Origin of the sequence: Burkholderia thailandensis E264 (assembly GCF_000012365.1) — a bacterium.
GTDB lineage: Bacteria > Pseudomonadota > Gammaproteobacteria > Burkholderiales > Burkholderiaceae > Burkholderia > Burkholderia thailandensis.
The window spans coordinates 2,792,283-2,817,089 of sequence record NC_007650.1 but is presented as its reverse complement, the minus strand read 5'-3'; the positions used below and the strand labels follow the sequence as shown (position 1 = coordinate 2,817,089).

Here is a 24,807-nt window from a genome sequence, read left to right as displayed (position 1 = left end):
GCCGGTAGCCGTGATGCAGGAGCAACTCTTTTCTTTCCCGACTCCGCACGACGCGTTCACGTCACCGTTCGCAATTTGACCTGTCGCCGTGAGCCGCCCGGTCGTCGTGCGCTTTGCGGCTGTCGGGCCGAACCGCCATCGCCTTCCCACCCCAACCATTGGATCGGCGTCATGGCTCGACAATCCACCTCTATTCCTTTCGAACCTTCCTCTTCTTCCGATCTCGCGCGCACGCGCGTCGGCATCGTCGACGGCAAGCGCATCTCGCTCGGCGTGCAGGGCGACGCGTTGCGCGGCTTCGTGCTCGAGCGGCGCTGCAAGAGCCCCGGCGGGCCGGTGTCGACGCAGCGCGTCGGCCTGCGCGACCCGGCGGCCGTCGCGGCGTTCGTCGAGCACGACCCTTATGCCGCGCAGCTCGGGATCGACTACCGTGCGTTGCTCGACGTGCATCGCGCCGCGGACGATGCGAACCTGCTCGGCGCGCTTGCAGCGCACGATGCACGCCACGCGTACGCCGCGAACGATGTGTCCGGCGCAGGCAGCACAACGGAGCGCGCGGCCGCCGCGCATGCCGCATCGGCCGCGTCGATTGCGCCATGCGCGCAGCCGGAATTCGCAGTCGAATGCGAGCACGACGGCGCGCTGCTCGCGCTGATGCGGCGGATCTGCATGTCGTGCGGCGCGACGCAATGCTTCTATCACTGGTTCGTCGTCGACGAGGACGCGGGCGAGTTCACGACGCACGATCTGCTGATCGGCGGCGCGCCCGCATGGGCGCAGCGCTACGTGCATCAGCACTGGCATCTGAACGATCCGGCCGTCGCGCACGCGCGCGACAACACGCAACCGTTGCGCGGTTCGGCGCTCGCCGGATTGCGGCCCGATCACTGGCTGAACCACTACGCGCGAATGCAGGGGCTCGGCAGCAACGTGTTCTTTCCCGCGCATCGCCGCGACGTGTCGACGTTCGGCCTGCTGCACGTCGCGACGCCGCAGCCGTCGCCGCATGGCGAGGATGCGCTGTGGCGCAACCGGCGCGTGCTGCGCGGGCTCGCGAACGAGATGCTCGAATGGCGCGTCGTGCGGCGGCGTCGCGAGCTCGCGCAGGAGTTCTCGCTTGCCGCGCAGGACGTGCTCGCGCTGCGGCTCGTCGCGCGCGGCGGCGGCGCGCGCCACGTCGCCGAGGAATTGCAGCTCGACGAGCGCGCCGTCTATCAGCTCTTCACCGCGATCAACCGCAAGATGGACAGCAAGCACATCAAGAGCAGCGCGACGAAGGCGAGGCGCCTGGGCTTGCTTGCCGAAGGCTATATCTCGAAATGAATGCAAGCGCGCGCGGCATATGCCGTAAACGATCTAAGTCATTACGCAGGCGTTTTCCGTTAGCCTGTATCGCATGCATCGGCCGTCACGCGCGAGGCGTCGCCGGACGATACGCCGCACACGCACGCGGTGCTTCGTGCGGATGCGCTGTCGGGTTTGCCGCTGCATCCATCGATTCACGATTCAAGTTGAATGCATGACGAAGCGCGTCCGATGCGGGCATGAACCGCGCCGGACGCCGAGAAACCGAAACGAGCAGAGACGAACGAGAGGCAATCGGACGACGAGGGGCCGGTAGTCGTCGGCGAACGATCGCGCGCATCGGCGCATGGATGCGCGATCCGTCGTTCGCCTGCGCCGCCGCGCGACGCCGCTGAGTCGCGGCGGCCGCGCACCCTCGCGCGACGACGCTTCGCAGCGAGGATTCGAGCAGATGGCGATAGGCATCGGATGGGCGCGGCGGTTGGCGCGCGCGGCGCGCGGCGCGGGACGGCGCGCGCTGTCGAGCGCGGCGGCGGAAGCGGGCCGCGCGGGCTATTCGGTCGACGCGCGCATCGCGTCGGCCGGGCCGTTGTACATCGGCGGCGGCTGGTTCCTGATCGGCGGCATCGCCGCGCGCCACGGCGCATCCGAATTCGCATTGTTCGACGCCCCGCCGTTCGACGACCATTTCGCAACGACCGCCCGATATCAGAAGGAGGAGACATAATGGCGAGCCCCTGGACCGAGCGCGCAGCGCGCGCCGCAAGCGACGCCCACGCCGCATTCGAGCGGCCGACGCCCGAGCGGGAGCGGCGCGACGCCCCGCGCGCCGAGCTTCGCGCATCGACGCCGAACGCACACGCATCGGCATCGGCATCGAACCGCGCGGCATCGCCCGCGGCGGACGCGCTCGCGCAGCATTTCAAGGCCGCGATGCGCCGGCTGACGTCGACGGTGTCGATCGTCGCGACGCGCGACGCATCCGCGCGCTACGGGATGGCGGCGACCGCGGTGAGCGCGCTCAGCACCGAGCCGCCCGCGATCCTCGTGTGCATCAATCGCGCGGCGACGCTGCATGCGCCGCTGATGCGCGCGCGCCGCTTCTCGCTGAACCTGCTGCACGAACGCCAGCTCGATCTGATCGGGCCGTTCAGCGGCAAGCTCGATCACGACGCGCGCTTCGCGCACGGCGATTGGCGCGATGCGCACGGCGTGCCGACGCTCGCCGGCGCGCAGGCGACGCTGTGGTGCGCGGTCGACGGCGATTTCAGCTACGGCAGCCATACGATCGTGATCGGGCGGATCGAGTCGGTGTCGGTTGCCGGGCCCGTCGCGCCGCTGCTGTGGCAGGACGGCGCGCCGTGCGCGGCGCGCGCCCTGACCCCGTGCGCGCACGATGCGCAATGACGCCGCGCGGCCGACGGAATTCCTGCACAAATGCGAAACGCTCATATAGACTGCAAAGCGAATCATCTGATGGTTCCTTGGCCGCAGCGCGGCGCGCCGACACGCGCCGGATTGTTGCGCTGCAAAGTCTTCGATCGCTCAGACGCTCGCGTGCCGTGCGAGCGCCAAGCGAAATCGTCGCGCGAATCCGAGGGCCGGCGGCATGCCGCTTGCCGCGCGACGCGCCATTGCGTTCGCGATGGCGCACGCCCGCACGCCCGCGTGCGCCGTGCGATCGAGGATGCGACGCCGTATCGACTAAAACGAATCGCGCTCGTCCGCGCCGCGCTCGCGCCGCGGATGGCCGCCATAACAGGAGCGGACATGTTTGCACCCGAAACGCATCGACGCGACGGATCCCCACGTTTGTTCAACCCGATGATGATCGCCGTGATCGCCGGCGCGCTCGTGATGAGCGCGGCGATGGGCGTGCGGCAAACCTTCGGACTTTTCATCGGGCCGTTCTCGTTCGACCACGGCTTGCCCGTGACGACGATCGCGTTCGCGATCGCACTGCACAACCTCGTCTGGGGCGTCGCGCAGCCGTTCGCGGGCGCGGCCGCGGATCGCTACGGCTCCGGGCCGCTCGTCGCGCTCGGCGCGGTTGTGTTCGCGCTCGGCCTCGCGATCGCCGCAGTCGTGCCGTCCGGTGCGATGCTCGTGCTCGGGATGGGCGTGCTCGTCGGCATCGGGATCAGTTGCACGAGCTTCGGCGTGGTGCTGACCGCGGTGGGCCGCGGCGCGCCGCCGGACAAGCGCAGCATGGCGATGGGCATCGCGAGCGCGGGCGGCTCGCTCGGCCAGGTCGCGCTCGTGCCGGTCGCGCAGTGGTTCACGTCGCATTCGGGCACGATGGTGTCGCTGTTCGTGCTCGCCGGCTGCCTGATCGCGATCGCGCCGCTCGGCGTGCTGCTCGACCGGAACACGCGCGGCAGCCACGCGGCCGTGCACGAGACGGCGGCCGTGTCGCTGAAGGAGGCGCTGTCGCGCGCGATGCGGCATCGCGGCTATTGCCTGCTGACCATCGGCTTCTTCACGTGCGGATTCCAGCTCGCGTTCATCGCCACGCATTTGCCGAACTACCTGCTGCTGTGCCATATGCCGGTCGGACTCGGCGCGACCGCGCTCGCGCTGATCGGCCTGTTCAACATGGCGGGCAGCTGGGCGTGCGGCTGGCTCGGCGGCCGCTACCGGCAGCATCACGTGCTCGGCTGGCTGTACCTGATTCGCGGCGCGGCGATCGCGCTGTTCTTCCTCGGGCCGAAGTCGGATGCGTCGGTCGTCGCCTTCGCGGCGATCATGGGGCTTACGTGGCTCGGCACCGTGCCGCTCACGAGCGGGCTCGTCGCGAAGGTGTTCGGCACGCGCCATCTGGGCACGCTGTTCGGCGTGTGTTTCCTGAGCCATCAGATCGGCTCGTTTCTCGGCTCGTGGCTCGGCGGCTACGTGTTCGACGCGACGGGATCTTACTCGCTGATCTGGGGCGCGACGGCGCTCGCCGGGCTGTTCGCGGCGCTGCTGCATTTCCCGATCAACGACGCGCCCGCGCACGGCGGCGCGGCGGTCGCGCGCGCGTGACGCGGCGCGCCGATCCGGCGCGGGTGCGGCGTCGCGAACGCGATTGCGATTGCAATTGCGACCGCCGGCGTGGACATGGGCCTGATTACCCGCGCGAACTGCTCGCGCACGATACGACAACCGGAATGACGAACGCCTCGACGACCTTCCCGACGATGAACGCATCCCTCGCGCTGCCGCTTGGCGATCGCGACGCGCACGTGTGGTACGCGCGCACCGCCGCGTGCGACACGCCCGCGTTGCGCGAGCGCTATCGCGCGCTGCTGAGCGCCGAAGAGCGCGAACGCCTCGGACGCTTCGCATTCGATCACCTCAAGCTCGAGTACCTCGTGACGCGCGCGTTGTGCCGCACCGTGCTGTCCGCGTACGTCGACGGCGTCGCGCCCGCGCAATGGCGGTTCCGTGCGAACGCGCATGGCCGGCCGGAAATCGACGCGGGCGATGCGCGGCCGCCGCTGCGCTTCAATCTGTCGAACGCACGCAGCATCGTCGCGTGCGTCGTCACGCGAACGGCCGATGCGGGCATCGACGTCGAGGAGCGCGCGCGCAGCAACGATCTCGACGGCATCGCCGCGTCGCATTTCTCGGCGAGCGAGCGCGCGGCGTTCTTCGCGCTGCCGCCCGACGCGCGGCGCACGCGCTTTTTCGAGCTGTGGACGCTGAAGGAGGCGTACATCAAGGCGCTCGGCGTCGGGCTGTCGATCGATCTCGGCGAGTTCTCGTTCGCGCTGCCCGCGCAGCCCGTTCGCATCGCATTCGATCCACACGTCGACGACGACTCGAGCCACTGGCAATTCGCGTTGCTCGACGTCGGCGCCGAGCATCAGATGGCGCTCGGGATTCGCGACGCGCACGCGGCGGCGCGCCCGTTCGAGATCCGCATGCGCGAGATCGTGCCAGATCCGGCCGCGAACGCGCGCCACGCCGCCACGCCGAACTGAGCGCGCAGCGCGCGCACCGAAAGCAGAACGACCGAGCCGCGCATGGCTCGGTCGATGGAATTTATTTAGTATCGCGAACTGATGGGCGACGTCCGCCCGCCGTTCGAGACAGGCGCCGCCGCGCGACGAAGTCCGGGTTCGTCGCGCGGCGGCGCCGCGAGGCCGCGACGTGGCGCGCGGCCTTCCTGGGCGCGCGGCCCGAGCGGCGTGTTCCGCCGCCGCGTTCGCGCGCGCTGTTTGAACGTTTCGATAGAGCCTTCCCATGACCAGAAAACACATCCATTTCGGCGTCCTGATTCAAGGGGCGGGTGCGAACATGAACGCATGGAAACACCCGAGCGTGCCCCCGGACGCGAGCATCAACTTCGATTTCTACGTCGATCGCGCGCGCCGCGCGGAAAACGCCGGCATCGCCTTCGCGTTCATCGCGGATTCGGCGTACGTGACGCCGAAATCGGCGCCGCACTTCCTGAACCGCTTCGAGCCGATCTCGCTGCTGTCCGCGCTCGCGGCGCTCACGTCGAAGATCGGTCTCGTCGGCACGATGTCGTCGTCGTACAGCGAGCCGTACAACGTCGCGCGGCAGTTCGCGTCGCTCGACCTGATCAGTGGCGGGCGCGCGGGCTGGAATGTCGTGACGTCGTCGATCGAGGGCACGGGCAAGAACTACGGCCGCCCGCATCCGGACCACGCGCAGCGCTACGCGATCGCCGAGGAGCATCTCGACGTCGTCCAGGGCCTGTGGGACAGCTGGGACGACGACGCGCTCGTTCGCGATCGCGCGACGGGCCAATTCTTCGATCCGGACAAGCTGCATCGTCTCGATCATCGCGGGCGCTTCTTCTCGGTCGAGGGGCCGTTGAACATCCGGCGCTCGCCGCAAGGGCAGCCGGTGATCTTCCAGGCCGGCTCGTCGGATGACGGAATCGCTTTCGCGGGCCGCTGCGCGGACGCGGTGTTCTCGAACGGCAGCACGTTCGACGAAGCGCGCGTGTTCTATCGCCGCGTGAAGGCGGCGGCGGCCGCCGCCGGCCGCGATCCCGATCACGTGAAGGTGTTTCCGGGCATCGGCCCGATCGTCGGCGAGACGCAGGAAGACGCGGACGGCAAGTATCGGCAGGTGCGCGACCTGCTGTCGCCGCGCGAGGCGCTTGCGTATCTCAGTCACTTCTTCCAGCAGCACGACTTCAGCGTGTATCCGCTCGACGGCCCGTTCCCCGACATCGGCGATCTCGGCAACGACGGCTTCCAGTCGACGACCGACAACATCAAGCGTCTCGCGCGCGAGCGCAAGCTGACGCTGCGCGAGGTCGCGTACGAAGTGTCGACGCGGCGCTCGAACATCGGCACGTCGGAGGCGTTCATCGGCACGCCGGCCAGGGTCGCGGACGAGATGATCCGGTGGGTCGACGAGGGCGCGGCCGACGGCTTCATGCTCGGCCTGCCGGTGACGGGCTTCGGGCTCGACGATTTCGTCGACCGCGTGCTGCCCGTGCTGACCGCGCGCGGCTACTTCGATCCGGTGCGGCGCGGCGCGACGCTGCGCGACCATCTCGGGTTGCCTTACAAGGAGAGTCGCTACGCGCACGACGCACAGGTTGCGGCAATTTAGCTAAACTGGCCGCCGGCGCGGCCCGCATGCCACGCCAAGCCGGGCGCGCGGCCGACTGTAGCGCTCCGATCGCCCGCAACCTGTCGATGCGCCGCCGCCCGCGGGCGGCGGCGAACTCATGGAGGCGATCATGAAAGTAGGCTTCGTCGGCATCGGCGTGATGGGGCAGCCGATGGCGCTCAATCTCGCGCGAGCCGGAACCGAGCTCGTCGTGTGGAACCGCACGCGCGAACGTTGCGAGCCGTTGCGCGCGGCCGGCGCGCAAGTTGTCGATTCGGTGGCCGACGTCTATCGGCACGCGCGCATCGTCATCCTGATGATGGCGACCGACGCCGCGATCGACGCGGTGCTCGACCGTGGCAAGCCCGCGTTCGCGAGCAACGTCGCGCAACACACGATCGTCCAGATGGGGACGGTGTCGGCCGAGTATTCGCGCGGCCTCGAGGCCGACATTCGCGCGGCGGGCGGCCGCTACGTCGAGGCGCCGGTGTCCGGCTCGCGCAAGCCGGCCGAGGCCGGGCAGCTCGTCGCGATGCTGGCGGGCGAGCCGGCCGCCGTCGACGAGGTGCGGGCGCTGCTGGCGCCGATGTGCCGCGAGATCGTCGTGACGGGGCCGGTGCCGACCGGCCTGCTGATGAAGCTTGCGGTCAACACGTTCCTGATCGCGATGGTGACGGGGCTTGCCGAGGCCGCGCACGCGGCGCGCGGCTTCGGGCTCGACATGAAGCAGTTCCAGGCGGTGCTCGACGCGGGGCCGATGGCGAGCAGCGTGTCGCGCGTGAAGATCGACAAGCTCGTCAATGAGGATTACGAGGTTCAGGCGTCGATCACCGACGTGTTCAAGAACAGCCGGCTCGCGACCGAGGCCGCGCACGGCGCGCATCTTTCGGCGCCGCTGCTCGAAGTCTGCTGCGAGCTGTATCGGGAGACCGAGGCGCTCGGGCATGGACAAGCGGACATGGCGGCCGTCGTGCATGCGATCGAGGCGCGCAGCGTCGCGCGTTACGCAGGCAGTTGACGCGCGCGATCGGGCGGGTTCGCACGATGCCCTCGCGGCGCGCGGATCGGATTCGGCGCCTCGCGCGAGCGCCGCTTCCCGGCGGCGGGCCGCCCGCCGAGGAAGCGGCGCGTGCTCGCTATCGGATGGCGTTGACGCGCGCGGTCGAAGAATTACGCTCGCGCGGCTACGAGCTCGACCATGAGACGCTCGGCGAGCGGATGGCGGTGACCGCTTTCGTGATGACGTATGAGCCGCCGTTCGGCGAGCCGGGCCTCGTCGTCTATCCGCCGAACGCGACGTATGCGCGATATGCGTTACATGCGCGCCGCGTGGGCGCGATGTCGCGATAGTGATCGCGTGGCGCAGGCTGCGCCATCTTCCGCTTCCCGACGCATCGGCACCTTCGCGACGCCGTCGAGCGCCGCGCGCCCGGTACCGCGCCTTGAACGGATCGATCGGGCTGGCGCACGGCGCGACGCCGAACGCGATGCACGCGCGATCAGCACGCGCGAGCGCTGCCCTATGGACATCGACGAGTGTGGCCTTGATCGCGTCTTGATCACGTGCGCGAACAGCGCGACGGTCAGCCATTTCAGATCAGATAGCGCGCGCAACGCGGATACGGCAGCCGCACCTGCGGCGCGAGCACGCCCACGCCGCACATGAGCGCGAACCAGTGCTTGTTCCGCCGCCGTGAGCGCCGGCGATGACCCCGCACGCCTTCAGGGTCATGAACGGCTTGCGCGAAGACGACGGACAGATTCCGCCGGCGCCTCGCCCGCGTCGGGCCCGTCCGTTGCTGCCGCGCGCGGGATGGCGAGAGCCTTTGCCGGTGCGCGCGTCGCCGCGCTCGTCCGCGACGACAAAAGCACACAAACCTTCGCCAAATTCGACACAGCCGACTGTAACGAAAAGTAATAATCCTGCGGCCGCCAACCCCGCCGACAGCCGTCGCGCATGCGCCCAGCCTCAATGCAACACGAACCCGAGACGAGCCCCCCGATCCTCGCCGCGCCGATCCACGCGGCGCTGCACCCCGTCATCGACGAAGTCGTGCACCGCAGTGTGTCCGAGGCGACGACGAAGAACGGCTACATGCGCTGCGCCGATTACGCGATCGTCGGCGCGCGCGTGCTGAGCATGCTGACCGGCGCGCGGTACCGGCCCGTCGCGGGCGGCGAAGTGATGGATTTCGGCGGCGGCAACCTATTCGTGCTTTGCTCGACGCGCGAACGGCGCAGGGCAGCCAGGCATCTGTCGCAGCTCGCGCGCTATCACTGCTGGATCGAGGCGCGTCACACCGATGCCGACGGGCGCACGCGAACCGAGGTCATCGACTTTACGATGCGTCATGACGCGATGGTCGCGAGCATGATCGGTGTGCCGTTCACCGGCTCGCGCGGGACTTACTGGTGGGGATGGGACGACGAGCACACGGTGCCCGCCGAGCTGCGGGATCATTCGGCGTTCGCGAAGCAGGGGCCGCACTGGCGCTGGGCGGAACGCGAGTGCACGATGCTGTTGCGCGCGTATGAGCGCGAGCGGCCGAACTACTTCGGGCGACAGGTCTCGCGCGCGCTGCATCTGCTTGCAGACCGAATCGAGCGCGATGTGTGAGCGAATGCGCGGCGGATGCAGTCGGGACGTGTAGCGGCGCATGGTGCGCAATCGAGCCCGCTCCGGCCGCCATCACGCCGTCCGACGGCAACGGCGCGCCGCCCGCGCCGAGCGCGTCTGGCGGCGATCATTGATGCCGCCTGCCGTGCACCGCGCGCGGGGGCTCGCATAACGGGCCGTATGCGTGCACACTGGATGGCGGGCCGGACGGCGGCATCGCTTCGCCGCGTGCCGGCCACGCGCGTCATTCGCGCGAATGCGCGCGGCGCCGACAACAAAACGAACAAAGAGGACAGCAGATGAGCGACGCACGAGCCGTTCCGGTCCTGGGAGCCGCCGCTGCGAGCGGCGTGGCCGCGCGCAGGCGCGTCGCGCGCGGCATCGTCTGCGCGGCGTGCGCGGCGGCCGTATCCGCCCACGCGCAGACACCATCGCCGCTCTCCGAATGGCAGTATTCGGCCGGCGTGCCGCTCGACAAGCTCTTCAATCCGAGCCCGCAGACATGGCAGATCTCGGTCGGCGCGGCCGCGACGCTGCAGCCGCGCTACGACGGCTCGAACCAGTACCGGCCGATGGCCGGGCCGACGTTCGATGTCCGCTATCGCGACCTATGGTTCGTGTCGACGGGCGAGGGGATCGGCGTCAACGTACTGCGCGGGCCGAACTGGCGCGCGACGCTCGCGGCGGGCTACGACCTCGGCCGCCGCGAGGCCGATGATCGCGGCCATCTGACGGGCATCGGCAACATCAATCCGGCGGCGGTGATCAAGCTGTCGGCCGATTACGTGATCTCGCGCGCGTTCCCGCTCGTGTTGCGCGCGGACGTGCGGCGCAGTGTCGGCGGCGCGAACGGCTGGGTTGCCGATCTCGCCGCCTACATGCCGCTGCCCGGCAGCTCGGAGACGTTCTACTGGTTCGCGGGGCCGGCCGTCACGTTCGCCGATTCGCGCTACATGAACAGCTGGTTCGGCGTGAACGATGCGCAGGCCGCGCGCTCCAGGCATCCGCGCTACGCGCCGAGCGCGGGCGTGAAATCGTTCGGCGGCGGCGTGACGCTCGTGTGGTTCGTCACGAAGCACTGGTTCGTGACGGCCGACGGCGCGGTGGAGCAGCTCGTCGGCAGCGCCGCACGCAGCCCGCTCACGCAGCGTTCGACGAACGCGGTCGTCGACGTATCGATCAACTACCAGTTCTAGCGGCGCGGACGCAACGGGCCGGAGCCCGAGGGCCCAGGGCGGATTGGCGTTCGGCGCGGGCGCTCGGTGCTTTGTCTTCGGCCTTCGACCTTGCCGCGAGCGGACCCTGAAGCGGAAAGCGGACGCGGCGCAATGGCTGTTGCAGCACCTGCACGATATCGTCGTCGCCTTTCTCGATCGGTCCGCCGCTCGGCGGCGCGGCGGGCGCGCAACGAATGGACCGTTGCGCTCAACCCGGCCGTGATGCCGCGCGCCTGCCCAAGCAGGGCGACGGCGCGTGCGTCGGGCACGCGGCGGATGTCGACCGGGGGGCGCGAAGCGCTTCGACGCGCTGTCCGGGCATCGCGTCTGGCCGCGCGAGGCGCGCGCGGACGGCGTGCCCGCGTAACGCGCGGCGCGCGTCAGGGTTTGCGTCCGAATGCTTCGCGCAGCTTCTGCTTCGCGCGCTCGAGCGTCATCCGGCGCGCTTTCGGAAGATTCCGGCCCGCACGGTTCACGTAAAAATTGAGCATCGACATCGCCGACTGGAACGGATTCGCCTTGCGCCGCGTGCTCTCGAGCGCGGAGCGCTTCAGCGATTGCGCGATCGCTTCCGGGTCGTCGGACTTGAAGACGTCGGGTTCGAGGTCGAGCGCGTTGCTGTGCTCCGTCACGTCGTTCGACCAGTAGCGGCCGGACTTTTCCTGCGCGACGCGGGCACGCTTGCGGCCGGACGCGGGCGGCCGGTGCGCGGTCTTGTGCGGGGCCTGCTTGCGGGCGGGTGTGTTGCGGGCAGCCATCGCGCGCTCACAGCTTGACGCCGCCGGCTTCGCGCGCGCGGCGCGCGGCGCATGTCCGCCGCGCCGCGCGCGCGAAGCCGGGCGAACCGGCGGAATGAACGGAGCGCGTCCGCCTGGCGGCGACGCGCGAGAGCAGCAGGGCGATCGCATCGAATATCCGCATCGCTTACGCCTTCCCGAGGCGGGCGGCCTCGAATCGAAACGGCGAGCACCGGCGTTCCTGTCGGCCCTCGGCTTGGGCCTCCGGGCAACAGCGCGGCGGCGCCCCGGCTTTCAATATATGGCTCGCGCCGGCATTTGCACAAACCGTATTGGAAATCGGATCAATCGTGTGCGGCGTTGATTTTGTCGAGTCGAATATCCATATCGACGCACGATTCAAACAACGTCCGCGACGAAAATGCCCGCTTCATTCATCCCGCCGTTTACGTGGCGCTTACGCATGACCGATCGCTGCGGTGGGCGCGGATTCGTCGGCAACGCGCGCATGGCGGAAACGACCGAACATTTTGATGCAGCGGAAATGCGTGAACGGATGAATCGACGATAATTCCGGTGAATCGGTTTTGACGCGGTTTGGATATAGGGAAACGAGACGCGGCGATTTTGCCGGTTCGAACCCCGAGAAGAAATAGACATGACCGAGCCGCGCGGCATGGGCCCGTATGGGCGAACAGGCACGGGTGAACGGGGATGAAAAAAACGGACAAGAATGAAAAAGGCGCGACGGCGACGGCCCTGTCGCCGTCCAACATCGGGGCGTGCATCAGGCTGCCGTGTTCTGGGCAGTTTTATGTGCTCGAGCGCGCGCTGGACAAGCCGTGCGTGACCGGCGCGTTCAACGGCATCGAGGCGGCGCTGGATGCGCAAACGGCGAAGTTCGCCGAGCGAAACGAAGCGGCGGTGCATGCGTTCGAGCCGGTCAGCGTGCGCTGTATCCGCGAGAAACGCGCCGATTTGCAAATAGACGGCGTCACGGTTGGCGTGACGCTGTCGTCGCTCACGCGGTCGTTTCTCAGATCCCCGCTCCTCGCGCCGGACGCGGACGTGGCGGAAGCGCGCTTCGCGCACGTATTGCTTCTGGAGTTGAATCTGCAACCCGTTCGTGATGGCGACACCGATGCTTACCTGTACCTCTATCGCGAACTGTCGGACGATCCGCTCGACCACGGCTTGCGCGAGCGGTGCGTCGAAATCGGGCCGCCGGCGTTCATCGAGCCGTTCGTGCAGCCCGACGCGACGCGCATCGAGCGCATGAGCATGCGAATGATGGCGGCGTCGCGCGGCGAGATCCGGCGCAAGACGATCGACGCGTACGACGTCGGCGCGGCGACGTCGAGCCTCGGCCTGCATCGGACCATCGCCGGTTCGATGACGCTCGCGGTGCCGCACGGCGGCGGCGTGCGGCGCTTCGACGTGTCGCCGCATCGGCAGCGCGTGCGCGCCGGAACGTCGCGCTTGCCGCTCGACAAGGTGATCCACTGGGCAGCGGAGCGCGCGGTCGGATTCAGCCGGTCGAGCACGGCGAGCGAGACGTCTTCGGCGTTTCTCTCGCAATTCGCGCAGCCGATCGCGCGCCTGCTCGACAAGACGCCGTCGAGCGTGCTGATCGAGCGGCGCGCGTTCGCCGAGGCGATCGGCGAATATGCGAAGCTCACGGGCCTCGCCTGGGTGGCCGGAAGAGGCGCGCCCGATACCTGGAAAACGCTCGACGACGCGCTCGATGCCGTCAGCGACACATTCGTCATCGACGGACAGGGGCTCGACGGCAGCGGCGCGCCGATCGACCGGAGCAAGCCTTTTTCCGAGGCGTTCTACCCCTCGAGTACGCCGTCGATCCCGGGCTTGAAGCCGACCGATCGCGTCAAGCTGAAAGTCGGCAGCCGAACCTGCAAGGTCATATTGCCGTCGGCGCTGGGTTACGTGGGGACGGCGAAGGATGCGCAGCGCCGCCGGCTGGACGAGATCCTGAACCAGAGCCGCGCGTTCCGGGCCGTGTTCGACGGCGGGCGCGCGCTGTTCTGCTCGGAAGGCGCTTACGGAAGCGATAGCCTGACGCTCGCGACCAAGCAGCTCGCGGGCATTTTTCGCGGCGTTCGCGCACTCGGCGGCGTGCATTCGGAGAAAGGCGAGACGCATCGACTATCGACGTCGTTTCAGACGCAAAGCTGCTTTCACGTGATCGAGACCGACAGCGCGCTCGCCCTTCGCCATTCGGCGCTGATCTGCGACGACTCGACCGTCGAATGGGCAGACTATATCGAGCTGGACAGCGCCGCGCCGCGCATCCGCTGGATGCACGCGAAGGTGCAGAAGATCGAGTCGGAAGAAGCAAGGAAGGCCAGAAAGGCGAAGAAGGCGTTGCCTTCTCACGTCAGCCCGACGGTCGCGGTACAGACGAGTCCGTCGCTCAGCGCCTCGGATCTGGAGGAAGTCGTCGGGCAGGCGATCAAGAATCTGGCGAGGCTGCGCATTTCCACGAGCGACCCGGAATTTTCCGGGCGGTACGACACGTGGGTGTCGAAGACGTGCGCGCTGCCGTCCAGTAGCAGTATCGATCGCCTGCGGCGCCTGGGGAAACTGCCGGCCAAGGCCGACATCAAGAAGCGCTTCGATGCCGCGGCGGCCGATCCGCATGCGGTCTACGAAGTGGCGATCGTCGTGCCGAACTATTCGAAGAAGGCCGTGGAAGGCGAGCTCGCGAAGATCAAGACGGGTAAGGCGCAGCCTTCGGTGCTGCAGATGTTCTGGCTGCTGAGCGGGTTCATGCACGCGTGCCTGGAAGTGGGCGCGAAGCCGCTCGTGTTCATGCACGAATAGCGCTGCGGGCCGCGCGCAGTGTGTCGCCGGCGGCTCGCGCGTTCCGCTTTCGCGCTTCGACGCGATACGCCGGCAAGCGGACGATGCCGTCCAGCATGTGAAAGCCTGATGCGCGATGTGCAACGCGACCGCCGCTGAGTGCGCCGAAGACGTTCGTCATCCGATGCGCGCGCGTGTCGACTCGCGGAAGAGCGCGCGTCGTTTTTCCGGACATTGCAACGAATCGCTTCCGGTCGATAGGCGATCGACGCGGCGGAATGGAAATGCATCGGGAATGGAAGCAATCCGTCGGAGCGCCGGGAACGCGCCGCACGGGCGGCGCGCCGCTTCAAGACTTGAACGACGGCAAATCCCTCACGATTCGCGCGAGGATCTCGTTGGCCGCACGCGGCAATGCGCGCTCGTTGTGCACGAGCACCTTGCCGCAAGGCGAGTTGAACAGCGGATTGCGCATGCGCAGCGCGACGATCTCGCCGCGTTGGAGATCGTCCTCGATCAACAGACGCGTGAGAAACGCGACGCCGTTGCCCGAGCGCACGAATCGCCGCATCGCGGGCACCGAGTTCGTGACGAGCCGCGGCGCGAGCGGAATGTTCTCCGCGTGCGCGACGGTGTGCACGATCTGCCCGACGCCGAAATACGGCGCGGGCATCAGCGCGAGCGGATAGCGCACCGCGTCGCGCAATTCGAGCGGCCCGCCGCGCTTGACGAGCGGATGAGCGGGCGCGACCGCGAGAAAGGTCGGATGCGCGACGCTCAGGCATTCGCGAATTTCGGGCGGCAGCGACGGATTGTACGTGAGGCCGATATGCGCACGTTTGCGTAATACGTCATCTACGACGCCATCCGCGGTGCGCACGTTCAATTCAACCGCCACGTGCGGATGCCGATGCAAAAACTCGGTGACGACGGAATCCATCAGGTCTTCGACATAACCGACCGTCAATGCGATTTCGACGCGCCCGCGCAATTCGCCGTGAAGCGATTCGTGGAACTGCTCTAATCCGATTCGGCACGCGTGCGTGTATTCGACGAGCAGCGTCGCGGCTTCGGTCGCGATCATGCCGTGCTGGCGGCGCTCGAACAGCGGCGCGCCGATTTCACTCTCGAGCAGCTGCAATTGCCGGCTGACGACGGACGGCGCGGTGTTCAGCCGTTCAGCCGCCGCGCGGATCGATCCGTGCTCGAGGATCGCGTGGAAGTAGCGAAGGCGGTTGAGGTTGACTTGAAACGATTGATCCATACGCTTGTTGCTCTGCAAAGCAACGGCTGTACACCAAAGTTGCTGTCACTGGGATCATACAGTATGGAGATAATGGCCACGACAAATGAGCGCAGGAGTACGCGCACGCAGATTCCAAAACGGGCCATATGAGAGAACAGAACGCTTCCGGAAACGCGCGCTCGCGAATCTATCGAAAGGTCGACATCCGCATCCTCGGGTTTCTCGCAGTCTGTTACATCACGGCCTACATCGATCGCATCAACATCAGTTTCGCGAAGCTCGCGATGCAGACGGACCTCGGATGGAGCGAGGCCGTGTATGGCCTGGGCGCCGGAATCTTCTTTCTCGGCTACATGGTGTTCGAGGTGCCGAGCAATCTGTGGCTGACCCGCATCGGCGCGCGGCTCACGCTGAGCCGCATCATGGTGTTGTGGGGCTTGACGTCGGCCGCGATGATGTTCGCCACCGACGTGACGACGTTCTACGTTTTGCGTTTTCTGCTCGGCGTGTTCGAGGCGGGTTTCAGCCCCGGCATGCTGTTCTGTCTGACCCGCTGGTATCCGCAGGCGCGCATGGCGCGCGCGATGGCGATGCTGTTGTGCGCGGGGCCGGTGGGCGCGGTGATCGGCGGGCCGGTATCGACGCTCATCATGACGCAGCTCGCGGGCGCCCATGGTCTGGCCGGCTGGCAGTGGCTGTTCCTGCTCGAGGGATTGCCCGCGGTGCTGCTCGGCGTCATGCTGTTCTTCACGCTGAGCGAGCGGCCGGCCGACGCGAAGTGGCTGAGCGAGAGCGAGAAGGCGATCCTGCTGAGCGAACTCGCCTCGGCGCCGCGCGCGGCGAGCCGGCACACCGCGTTTCGCGAGGTCCTGAAAGATCCACGAATCTATGCGATGGCGTTTTCCTATTTCGCGATCATCTGCGGCCTGTACGCGGTCAGCTTCTGGCTGCCGACGCTCCTGCGCGGCGCGGGCGTGAAGAACCTGCTGCACATCGGCGCGCTGAGCGCGCTGCCGTATCTCGCGGCGATCGTCGCGATGCAGGTGATCGGCTGGCTGTCCGACAAGCGCGGCGAGCGGCGCCGGCACAGCGCGATCGCGCTGCTGCTGAGCGCGGCCGCGCTCGCGGGCACCGTGCTCGCGGGCGACCGGTTCGTCGTCGCGATGGTCGCGCTCGTCGCGGCGACCGCGCTGATGTATTCGTCGTATGCGGTGTTCTGGGCGATTCCCGCCGATTACCTGAAGGGCGACGTCGCCGCGGGCGGCATCGCGCTCATCAATTCGATCGGCCTGTTCGGCGGCTTCGTGAGCCCGACGATCATCGGCTGGATCAAGACCGCAACGGGCAGCCTGCAGGCCGGGCTGATGGTGATGGTCGGGCTGTTCGTCTCGGGTGCGATCGTGCTGCTCGCGAACCGCGCCGACGCGAACAAATGGAGCGCCGCCGCATCATGAAGATCCTGGTCGCCGGATTCCGGCACGAGTCGAACACGTTCGCACCGAGCAAGGCGACCTACGCGAGCTTCGCGGCGGACGGCGGCCGCTATCCGCTGTCGCGCGGCGCCGAGATCGGCCGGCTCAAGGGCATGAACCTGCCCGTGGCGGGCGCGCTCGCGGCGCTCGACGATGCCGGCCACGTCGCGCTGCCCGCCACCTGGGCCGACGCGACGCCGTCGGGCCGCGTCGATTCGGTCGCGTTCGAGCGGATCGCGGGCGAGATCGTCGATGCCGCGAAGCGGCGCGATGCGGACGGCATCTATGTCGACTTGCACGGCGCGATGGCGACGGAGCGCTACGACGACGGCGAAGGCGAGCTGCTGCGCCGGCTGCGCGAGACGGTGGGCGCGCGCGTGCCGATCGTCGCGTCGCTCGATCTGCACGCGAACGTCACGCAGCAGATGCTCGACAGCGCGGACGGGCTCGTCACGTATCGCACGTATCCGCACGTCGACATGGCGGAGACCGGGCGCCGCGCGGTCGCGCTGCTCGACGCGCTGCTCGGCAGGCGTGGCCGCCACCGCCATTTCAGCAGCGCGCGGCGCGTGCCGTTCCTGATTCCGGTGAACGCGATGTGCACGTCGCTCGAGCCTTCGAAGAGCCTGTTCAGGCTGCTCGAGCGGCTGGAGACGGGCAGCGTGCGTTCGCTGTCGTTCGCGCCCGGCTTTCCGGCCGCGGACTTCCCCGAATGCGGGCCGACGATCTGGGGCTACGGCGCGGACCCCGTCCAGCTCGCGCGCGCGGTCGACGCGCTGTACGAGCACGTCGTGTCGGCCGAGGCGCAGTGGTCGGTGCCCTTCATGTCGGCGGACGATGCGGTGACGGAAGCGATCCGGATCGCGCGCCGCGCGCGCAAGCCGGTCGTGATCGCCGACACGCAGGACAATCCGGGCGCGGGCGGCGGCTCGAACACGACCGGGCTGTTGCGCGCGCTCGTCAGGCACCGCGCGCCCGACGCGGCGCTCGGGCTCTTCTTCGATCCGGCCGCCGCGTGCGCCGCGCATGCGGCGGGGCTCGGCGCGTCGGTCGAGATCACGCTCGGCGCGGACAGCGGGCTGCCGTTCACCGGGACGTTTCGCGTCGAGTCGCTGTCGAACGGCCGCTGCCATTGCAACGGCCCGATGCTCAGGGGCGCGACGTTCGAGCTCGGCCCGACCGCGTGCCTGCGGATCGGCGACGTGCGCGTCGTCGTCACGTCGGCGCGCGTGCAGATGACCGACCGGAGCTTCTATCGGATCGCGGGCATCGCGCCCGAGACGATGAAGATTCTGGTCAACAAGAGTTCCGTCCATTTTCGGGCGGATTTCGATGCGATCGCAGATTGCGTGCTGATCGCGAAAGCGGGCGGCTGGATGGCCGCCGACCCGGCCGACCTGCGCTGGACGTCGCTTGCCGACGGGATGCGCACGAGCCCTTGCGGCGCGCCGTTCTTCGGCTGCGGCGGGCGGCACGCGCCGCATGCGGACGGGATCACGGGAGAGATGCGGCTATAGGACGGATGCATTGAGGCGAGCGGCCGCGCGAGGTGCGCCAACACCTGCTGCGGCCTGACCACGGAAGACTTTCAGCGAAGACCCCACCATGGCTGTCGGCATTGTACGGCAACGTCCATGCTCCGTCGCGCGCGCGCCGCTGCGGCGGCGGCGCGGCGCGTTGCGTTTCCTGAGGCAGGCGTCCGGGCGCGGCGAGCGTCCGGATGCGGTGCGCGCGCTCGCGCCGGCGCGGCGCGCGGGCGCAGCGGATGCGGCGGCAGCCCGGCCGTCATCGGCGGCGCGCGGGCTCCGGCCGCTCGCCGCCCCGGCGCCGCCGCGTGCGCGAGCGGGCCGATGGCCCGTCTTCGCCGCCCGCACGCGCGCCCGGCGCGGCGCTCGCCGCTTCCCCGAGCTTCGCGCTTTCGCGGCCGGCACTCGCCCCGGCCGCCTCGATTCGATTGTCGCGATGCGCACCGCGCGCGTCGCGCTCCATCTGCCGCCCGGTGGCCCGGTTGTTTGCGGCAGTGGCCTTGCGATCGGAACACGCTCCGGTCGCGCTTTTTATTCCCGAGGCAGCGATTGTCGCGGCCGAGCCCGCTTTCGCGTGTGTTCGTCGCGTCGCGGATGCGTTCACGTCGTCGCGCCTTGCGTTCTCAGCGAAGGATCCCATTGCGCACATGGATGAGTACGATGAACTCCTTAGATAGCAACCACCTCCTGAATCCGGCGCGCGCGCCGGCAAGACCGCTCGGCGACGCGGCCGAGCGCCGCTCGCTGAAGGCGTCCCCGCGCGTGCAGCGCGTGCTCGACGAGCTCGTCACGCGCATCGTAGGCGGCGAATATACGTCCGGCCTGCTGCCGCCGCAGGACGTGCTCGCGCGCGAGCTCGGCGTGCCGCGCTCGGTGATGCGCGAGGTCACGCGCATGCTGACCGCGCGGCGAATGCTGCATGCGCGCACGAAAGCGGGCACGCGCCTCACGCCGCGCAGCGAATGGCGGCTCTTCGACGATCACGTGATGCAGTGGCGGATGCGGATCGCGTCGGACACGGATTTCCTGCTCGACGTGGCCGCGATGTGCGACCTGATCGAGCCGGAGGCGGCCGCGCAGGTGGCCGTGCATTCTGACGAAACGCAGCGCCGCGCGGTGCGCGCCGCGCATGCGGCGCTGCGCGACGCGCTCGAGCCCGATGCGCTGCGCCGCGCGCTCGAGTTGCTGCATGCGTCGATTGTCGAGGCGAGCCGCAATCAGTTCATCCGGCAGATGGCCGAAGTCGCCCGCGCGGGCGTGATGGCGATCGATCTCGACGCGGCGACGCTGCAGGAGCGCAACGAAGCGATTCGCGACGCGGCGGCGAAGCTCGTCGCGGCGATCGACGGCCGCGACGCGCACGGCGCGCGCACCGCGATGATCGCGCTGCGCGCGGCGGTCAACGAGACGAGCCTCGATCCGGCCTGACGCGGCAGCCCTTCTCGACGCGCGCCGCCGCACCCGGCGCGCCTCTCGCGGACGACGGCCCTAACGCGGCAGCGATTCGGCCTGCGCGAGCGCCTGCGGCCGGCGGCGATAGCGCGCGAAGTACAGCACGCTCAGCGCGACGAGGAACGGCACGCCGAACACGAGCGTCATGTGGAACTCGGCCGTGAAGTACGTCGTCGCCATGATCGCGAGCATCAGCGCGGCGCCGGCGAGCGTCGCGAACGGGAAGCCGGGCATCCGGAAGCGCGGCGGCGGAAGCCCCTGCGCCGCGCGCTTGCGGCGGAAGAAGTAGTGCGTGACGAAGATCATCGTCCACGTGAACATCGCGCCGAACATCGAGATCGCCATCATGATCGTGAACGACGCGTCCGGGTAGACGATGCTCACGAGCGTCGCGATCGCGATGCCGGCCGTCGACAGCAGCAGCGCGTTGAGCGGCACGCCGCGGCTCGTCAGCTTGCCGAGGCCGCGCGGCGCGTGGCCCGCGCACGCGAGGCTGAACATCATCCGCGTCGTGATGTAGAGCTGGCTGTTCATCGCGGAGAGCGCGGCGATCAGGACGACGAAGTTGATGACGCCCGCCGCGCCCGGCAGATGAATCGCGATCATCACCTTGACGAACGGGCTTTCGTCGCGGCCGGCCGCGGTCCATGGCACGATCGCGAGCATCAGCGCGAGCGTGACGAGATAGAACAGCACGAGGCGGATCACCGTCGAGCGGAACGCGCGCGTGACCGCGCGCTCCGGGTCCTGCGCCTCGCCCGCGGCCACCGCGATCATCTCGATGCTCAGGTAGCTGAAGATCGACACGATCACCGCGACCCACATTCCCCACAGGCCTTTCGGGAAGAAGCCGCCGTGCGCGAAGTAGTGGCGCAGGCCCGGCGCGCCCGCGTTCGGGTCCGCGACGAGCGACGGATCGACGAACACGACGTAGCCGCCGATCGCGATGAACGCGACGATCGCCGCGATCTTGACGACCGAGAACCCATATTCGACCGAGCCGAACACGTCGACGCTCAGCGCGTTGACGCACACGAGCACGGCCGAGAAGCTCGCGATCCAGATCCAGCCCGGCACGGCCGGAAGCCAGTATTTCATGTACAGCGCGACGGCCGTGACTTCGGTGCCGACCGCGAGCACGATGCACGCCCAATACGCGTAGCGCACGAGAAAGCCCGCCCACGGGCCGAGGTAGTGCTCGGCGTGCGCGCCGAACGAGCCCGATATCGGATGCGCGACCGTCATCTCCGCGAGGCAGCCCATCAGCAGCAGCGAGATCAGCGCGCCGATCGCATAGCTGATCAGCACGCTTGGCCCCGCGAAGCCGATCGCGAAGCCGCTGCCGAGAAAGAGGCCCGTGCCGATCGCGCCGCCGATCGCGATCATCGTCATCTGCCGGGCGCTCAGCGTGCGACGCAGCCCGCCTTCGCGGGCCGCGATCGCGTGAAATTGCTCTTCCGAACTCATTGAATGCTCCTCCGATTGTCGTAATGGATCGCGGGCGCGCCGCGGCGCCCGCAAGATCGTCGCGAACGATCCGGACCGTTCGTCAGAACATGTGCCGCAGGCCGACCGCGACGCCCGTCTGATCGCCCCGGCCGGGCATCTCGGTTGCGCCGCCGCCGGACACCTTGTTGTAATCGACGCTCGCGTAGAGCTGCGTCGCCCGCGACAGTGCGTACTCCGCCTCGAGCACGCCCGCCCAGCGCTTGCCGCCGTTGCCGTCGATGCCGTTCACGTTGCGGATCGCGTCGTAATAGAACGCGCCCGTCAGCGTGATCGCCGGATCGATCCGGTACGCGGCGCCCGCGTAGCCGATCGTGTCGTAGCGCGGGTGATCGGCGAATGAGCCGTATGCGACCGTGCGGCCGGGATCGTTCAGGTCGTCGCGATCGATCGTGCCCGTCGCGTCCTTGCCGCCGAGATAGCCGACGAACAGCGTCGCGGCGCCGACGGCGTAGCGGCCCGCCGCGCCCCACATCTGCTGCGCGCGGCCGTCGGCGTCGCGCGTTTGCTGATAGACGGCGCCGATCGTCAGCGCGCCGTGCGTGTACGCGGATCGCACGCCCCAGTAAGCGTTGCGGCTCATGCTGCCCGCGACGCCGCCGAAGCCGTAGCTCGCGCCCACCGCGAGGCCGCCGAGCGTGTTCGCATAGCTGGCGACGTTGTTCGCGTAGCCCTGCGTGAGGAAGTACGGCCACATGTTCGCCGTGTAGTTGCCGATCGCCAGCGGATCGAGGTCGCCGAACAGGTTGAAGCCCTCGGTCGTCTGGCGGCCCAGCTCGATCGTGCCGAAGCGGCCCGACAGGCCGACGTAAGCGTAGCGGCCGAACAGGCGGGCGCCGTCCGCCTGGCCCGATTGCGGCTCGAAGCCGTTCTCGAGACGGAAGATCGCCTTCAGGCCGCCGCCGAGATCCTCGGCGCCCTTCATGCCCCAGCGGCTGTTCGTGATCGCGCCGTTCGCCATTTGCACGGCGCTGTCGTTCGCGGCGTTCGCGTGCGTCGTGTAGCGCACGCTCTGATCGACGATCCCATACAGCGTGACCGAGCTTTGCGCGAACGCCGGGCCCGATAGTGCGAGGCCGATCGCGACCGGCCATGTCGTTGCTCCAAACCTGTTCATCTTCGTTTCCTTGTCGAAGTGTCGTTGTGCCGGACGGCGCGAAGCCCTCGCCGCGCGGGCGATGCCGCGGCGAGGCGGGCGGGCCGCCGCCGTCCGTGGTGCGACGCGCCGCGCGCGGCCGCCGGCTTCGTGGGCCGGCGGCGATGCGTGGTTCGAATGCGGCCTTAGCCTGGGGCCGCGCGGCCGAGCGCGACGTGCGCGACGAGCTCGATGCGCATGTCCGGATGCGCGAAGCCCTGCACGGCGACGCATGCGCGGTTCGGGTAGGGCGCGTCGAAGAACTCGCGATAGACGGCGTCGATGGCCGGGATGTCGCGTGCGTCGGCGACGTACAGCAGCACCTGCGCGACATCGCGCATCTGCGCGCCGGCCGCGCGCACGGCCGCCGCGAGGTTCGACAGCGTGAGACGCGCCTGCTGCGCGATGTCGCCGCCGGCGATCGCGCCCGTCGCATCGACGGGACCGTGCGCGGTGAACATCAGGCCGTGCGCGCGCGTGGCCCACGAGAACGGTTGCGCGGGTTCGGGAAGATCGACGGGGATCAGTTCGGGCATGGGGGGACTCGTTCGGATATCTGATGATTGAGGCGGGGCCGGGGGGCGTTGGCGGCGCATGTGCGGCGGCGCTCGCGTCGTCGGCTTCGGTTTCGGTTTTGGCTTCGGTCGAAAGCGGGCCTGGTCGGGGCGGTCGATGAGGGCTCGGTCAAAAGGCGGCGGTCGATGCAGACTTCGGTCGTGAATCGGCCGCCGTATCCGGTCGACGTGCCGCGCGCGGCCTTCGGTTGCCGGCCGCATGCGTCACGCATCACGCGCGGGGCATCACGCATCGCGCACGATGCCCCGCGCGCCGCGCATCACGCCGCGACGCGCAGGCGCCGAGCCTTCAGCACCGCGGCGATCGCGTTCGCGACATAGTCGACGTTCGCGTCGCTCAGCCCCGCGATGCACGCGCGGCCGGAGCGCAGCAGGTAGACGCCGTCGTGCTCGCGCAGCGCATCGACCTCGTCGGGCGCGAGGCCCGTGTAGCTGAACATTCCGCGCTGCTCGGCGAGATAGTCGAACGACGCGCCGGGCACGAGCGCCGCGAGCCGCGAGGCGAGCGCCGTGCGCATCCGCCTGATCCGCTCGCGCATCGCGGCGACGTCGCGCTCCCACTGCCGCGCGAGCGCCGGGTCGTTCAGCACGGTCGACACGAGGCGCGCGCCGTGCAGCGGCGGGCTCGAATAGACGCGGCGCACGCCCGCCTGGATCTGGGTGAGCACCTGCGCCGCCTCGCGCTCGTTCGCGCACGCGATCGACAGCCCGCCGCAGCGTTCGCCGTACAGCGAGAAATTCTTCGAGAACGAGTTGCTCACGAACACGGGCAGGCCCGCGTCGGTCATCGCGCGGATCGGCCATGCATCGTCGTCGAGGCCGTCGCCGAAGCCTTGATACGCGATGTCGAGAAACGGGATCAGCCCGCGCCGGTCGCACAGCGCGGCGATCTCGCGCCACTGCTCGCGCGACAGGTCGATGCCGGTCGGGTTGTGGCAGCACGGCTGCAATAGCACGATCGCGCGCGCGGGCAGCGTGTCGAGCGTCGCCATCATCGCGTCGAAGCGCACGCCGTTCGTCGCCGCGTCGTAGTACGGATACGTGTGCACGTCGAGGCCCGCCGCGGCGAACAGCACGCGGTGGTTGTCCCACGTCGGATCGCCGATCCAGACCGCGCTGTCGGGGAAATAGCGCTTGAGCAGATCCGCGCCGAGGCGCAGCGCGCCGGAGCCGCCCACCGTCTGCACGGTCGCGATCCGCTTGTCGCGCAACGCGGCGCTGCTTGCGCCGAACACGAGCGATTGCAGCGCGCGCCGGTAGTCGGCCATGCCTTCCATCGGCAGATACGTGTGCGCGTCGTGCCGCCCGGCCCATTGCGCCGCCGCCGCGCGCACGCTGTCGAGCACCGGCACGGCGTCGTTTTCGTCGTAGTAAAGGCCGATGCTCAGATTGACCTTGCGCGGCTCGGGATCGCGCTGGAACGCCTGGAACAGCGACAGGATCGGGTCGCCGGGATACGCGGGAATGTGTTCGAACATGTTGGACACGGGTTGACGGATGACGGGAACAACGGCTTGGCCGCGGCGGCCGAGCCGCATCGCCCGGAAGGCCGCGCCGGCGCGCCGCGGGCGGCCTTCCGGGCCGCGCCGCCGCACGATTCATGGAGCGCATGTTATCGGCGA

Annotated in this window: 21 protein-coding genes; 14 read left to right on the top strand and 7 right to left on the bottom strand. The window is 68.8% G+C overall.

Annotation, left to right across the window (positions count from 1 at the left end; translation table 11 throughout):
• The first annotated feature begins 171 nt into the window (after positions 1 to 171).
• From BTH_RS11795 to BTH_RS11745, 10 genes are all read left to right on the top strand, one after another.
• Positions 172 to 1,323, top strand: a complete 1,152-nt coding sequence (locus BTH_RS11795) for an autoinducer binding domain-containing protein (RefSeq protein WP_009894347.1) — start codon at positions 172 to 174, stop codon at positions 1,321 to 1,323.
• A gap of 433 nt (positions 1,324 to 1,756) precedes the next feature.
• Complete coding sequence (locus tag BTH_RS11790) at positions 1,757 to 2,032, top strand: hypothetical protein (RefSeq protein WP_165981730.1); 276 nt, start codon at positions 1,757 to 1,759, stop codon at positions 2,030 to 2,032.
• Positions 2,032 to 2,712, top strand: a complete 681-nt coding sequence (locus BTH_RS11785; RefSeq protein ID WP_009894345.1) for a flavin reductase family protein — start codon at positions 2,032 to 2,034, stop codon at positions 2,710 to 2,712. The genes BTH_RS11790 and BTH_RS11785 overlap by 1 nt, the downstream gene beginning before the upstream one ends.
• A 363-nt stretch (positions 2,713 to 3,075) precedes the next feature.
• Entirely contained in the window at positions 3,076 to 4,329 is a 1,254-nt protein-coding gene (locus BTH_RS11780) for an MFS transporter (RefSeq protein WP_025370015.1), read from the top strand.
• 125 nt (positions 4,330 to 4,454) lie between these two features.
• Positions 4,455 to 5,270 (top strand): 4'-phosphopantetheinyl transferase family protein, encoded by an 816-nt coding sequence (locus BTH_RS11775; protein ID WP_009894343.1) that lies wholly within the window; start codon positions 4,455 to 4,457, stop codon positions 5,268 to 5,270.
• A 262-nt stretch (positions 5,271 to 5,532) separates the two neighbouring features.
• Positions 5,533 to 6,882, top strand: coding sequence for an LLM class flavin-dependent oxidoreductase (locus BTH_RS11770; protein ID WP_009894341.1), 1,350 nt, complete (start codon positions 5,533 to 5,535; stop codon positions 6,880 to 6,882).
• Positions 6,883 to 7,000: 118 nt separating this feature from the next.
• The gene (locus tag BTH_RS11765; RefSeq protein ID WP_009894339.1) at positions 7,001 to 7,900 is read left to right on the top strand and encodes an NAD(P)-dependent oxidoreductase; all 900 of its coding nucleotides are present in this window, start codon (positions 7,001 to 7,003) and stop codon (positions 7,898 to 7,900) included.
• A gap of 125 nt (positions 7,901 to 8,025) precedes the next feature.
• On the top strand, positions 8,026 to 8,232 hold the full coding sequence (locus BTH_RS35125; protein WP_226813809.1) for a hypothetical protein: 207 nt from the start codon (positions 8,026 to 8,028) through the stop codon (positions 8,230 to 8,232).
• Positions 8,233 to 8,854: 622 nt separating this feature from the next.
• Positions 8,855 to 9,499, top strand: coding sequence for a hypothetical protein (locus BTH_RS11755; RefSeq protein ID WP_009894334.1), 645 nt, complete (start codon positions 8,855 to 8,857; stop codon positions 9,497 to 9,499).
• A 299-nt stretch (positions 9,500 to 9,798) separates the two neighbouring features.
• On the top strand, positions 9,799 to 10,695 hold the full coding sequence (locus tag BTH_RS11745) for a MipA/OmpV family protein (RefSeq protein ID WP_011401586.1): 897 nt from the start codon (positions 9,799 to 9,801) through the stop codon (positions 10,693 to 10,695).
• Between the two features lie 401 nt (positions 10,696 to 11,096).
• Here BTH_RS11745 and BTH_RS11740 read toward each other — a convergent pair whose 3' ends face one another.
• Entirely contained in the window at positions 11,097 to 11,474 is a 378-nt protein-coding gene (locus BTH_RS11740; protein WP_009894327.1) for a DUF3175 domain-containing protein, read from the bottom strand.
• Positions 11,475 to 12,167: 693 nt separating this feature from the next.
• Here BTH_RS11740 and BTH_RS11735 point away from each other — a divergent pair.
• Positions 12,168 to 14,294: a hypothetical protein gene (locus tag BTH_RS11735; RefSeq protein WP_009894325.1), complete on the top strand. Its 2,127-nt coding sequence runs from the start codon at positions 12,168 to 12,170 to the stop codon at positions 14,292 to 14,294.
• Positions 14,295 to 14,622: 328 nt separating this feature from the next.
• Here the strand turns inward: BTH_RS11735 and BTH_RS11725 are convergent, their stop codons facing one another.
• The gene (locus tag BTH_RS11725) at positions 14,623 to 15,537 is read right to left on the bottom strand and encodes a LysR family transcriptional regulator (RefSeq protein ID WP_009894323.1); all 915 of its coding nucleotides are present in this window, start codon (positions 15,535 to 15,537) and stop codon (positions 14,623 to 14,625) included.
• A gap of 128 nt (positions 15,538 to 15,665) precedes the next feature.
• On the opposite strand from BTH_RS11725, the gene BTH_RS11720 reads away from it, so the two are divergent.
• Both BTH_RS11720 and BTH_RS11715 read left to right on the top strand, forming a co-directional pair.
• Entirely contained in the window at positions 15,666 to 16,973 is a 1,308-nt protein-coding gene (locus tag BTH_RS11720; RefSeq protein WP_009894322.1) for an MFS transporter, read from the top strand.
• Positions 16,970 to 18,508, top strand: coding sequence for a M81 family metallopeptidase (locus tag BTH_RS11715; protein ID WP_011401583.1), 1,539 nt, complete (start codon positions 16,970 to 16,972; stop codon positions 18,506 to 18,508). The genes BTH_RS11720 and BTH_RS11715 overlap by 4 nt, the downstream gene beginning before the upstream one ends.
• Positions 18,509 to 18,776: 268 nt before the next feature.
• Here BTH_RS11715 and BTH_RS34455 read toward each other — a convergent pair whose 3' ends face one another.
• Positions 18,777 to 19,121, bottom strand: a complete 345-nt coding sequence (locus tag BTH_RS34455; RefSeq protein WP_155275565.1) for a hypothetical protein — start codon at positions 19,119 to 19,121, stop codon at positions 18,777 to 18,779.
• Positions 19,122 to 19,177: 56 nt separating this feature from the next.
• Between BTH_RS34455 and BTH_RS11705 the strand changes: the two genes are divergently transcribed.
• A complete protein-coding gene (locus BTH_RS11705; protein WP_009894317.1) occupies positions 19,178 to 19,945 on the top strand; it encodes a FadR/GntR family transcriptional regulator in 768 nt (255 codons plus the stop codon).
• A 60-nt stretch (positions 19,946 to 20,005) separates the two neighbouring features.
• Here the strand turns inward: BTH_RS11705 and BTH_RS11700 are convergent, their stop codons facing one another.
• The 4 genes from BTH_RS11700 to BTH_RS11685 all read right to left on the bottom strand — a co-directional run bounded on the left by BTH_RS11700 (position 20,006) and on the right by BTH_RS11685 (position 24,663).
• Positions 20,006 to 21,436, bottom strand: coding sequence for an amino acid permease (locus BTH_RS11700; protein ID WP_009894315.1), 1,431 nt, complete (start codon positions 21,434 to 21,436; stop codon positions 20,006 to 20,008).
• A gap of 82 nt (positions 21,437 to 21,518) precedes the next feature.
• Positions 21,519 to 22,592, bottom strand: coding sequence for a porin (locus BTH_RS11695; RefSeq protein ID WP_009894314.1), 1,074 nt, complete (start codon positions 22,590 to 22,592; stop codon positions 21,519 to 21,521).
• A gap of 164 nt (positions 22,593 to 22,756) precedes the next feature.
• Positions 22,757 to 23,146, bottom strand: coding sequence for a RidA family protein (locus BTH_RS11690; protein WP_009894313.1), 390 nt, complete (start codon positions 23,144 to 23,146; stop codon positions 22,757 to 22,759).
• Positions 23,147 to 23,445: 299 nt separating this feature from the next.
• Positions 23,446 to 24,663, bottom strand: coding sequence for an amino acid aminotransferase (locus BTH_RS11685; protein WP_009894312.1), 1,218 nt, complete (start codon positions 24,661 to 24,663; stop codon positions 23,446 to 23,448).
• Positions 24,664 to 24,807: the final 144 nt, after the last annotated feature.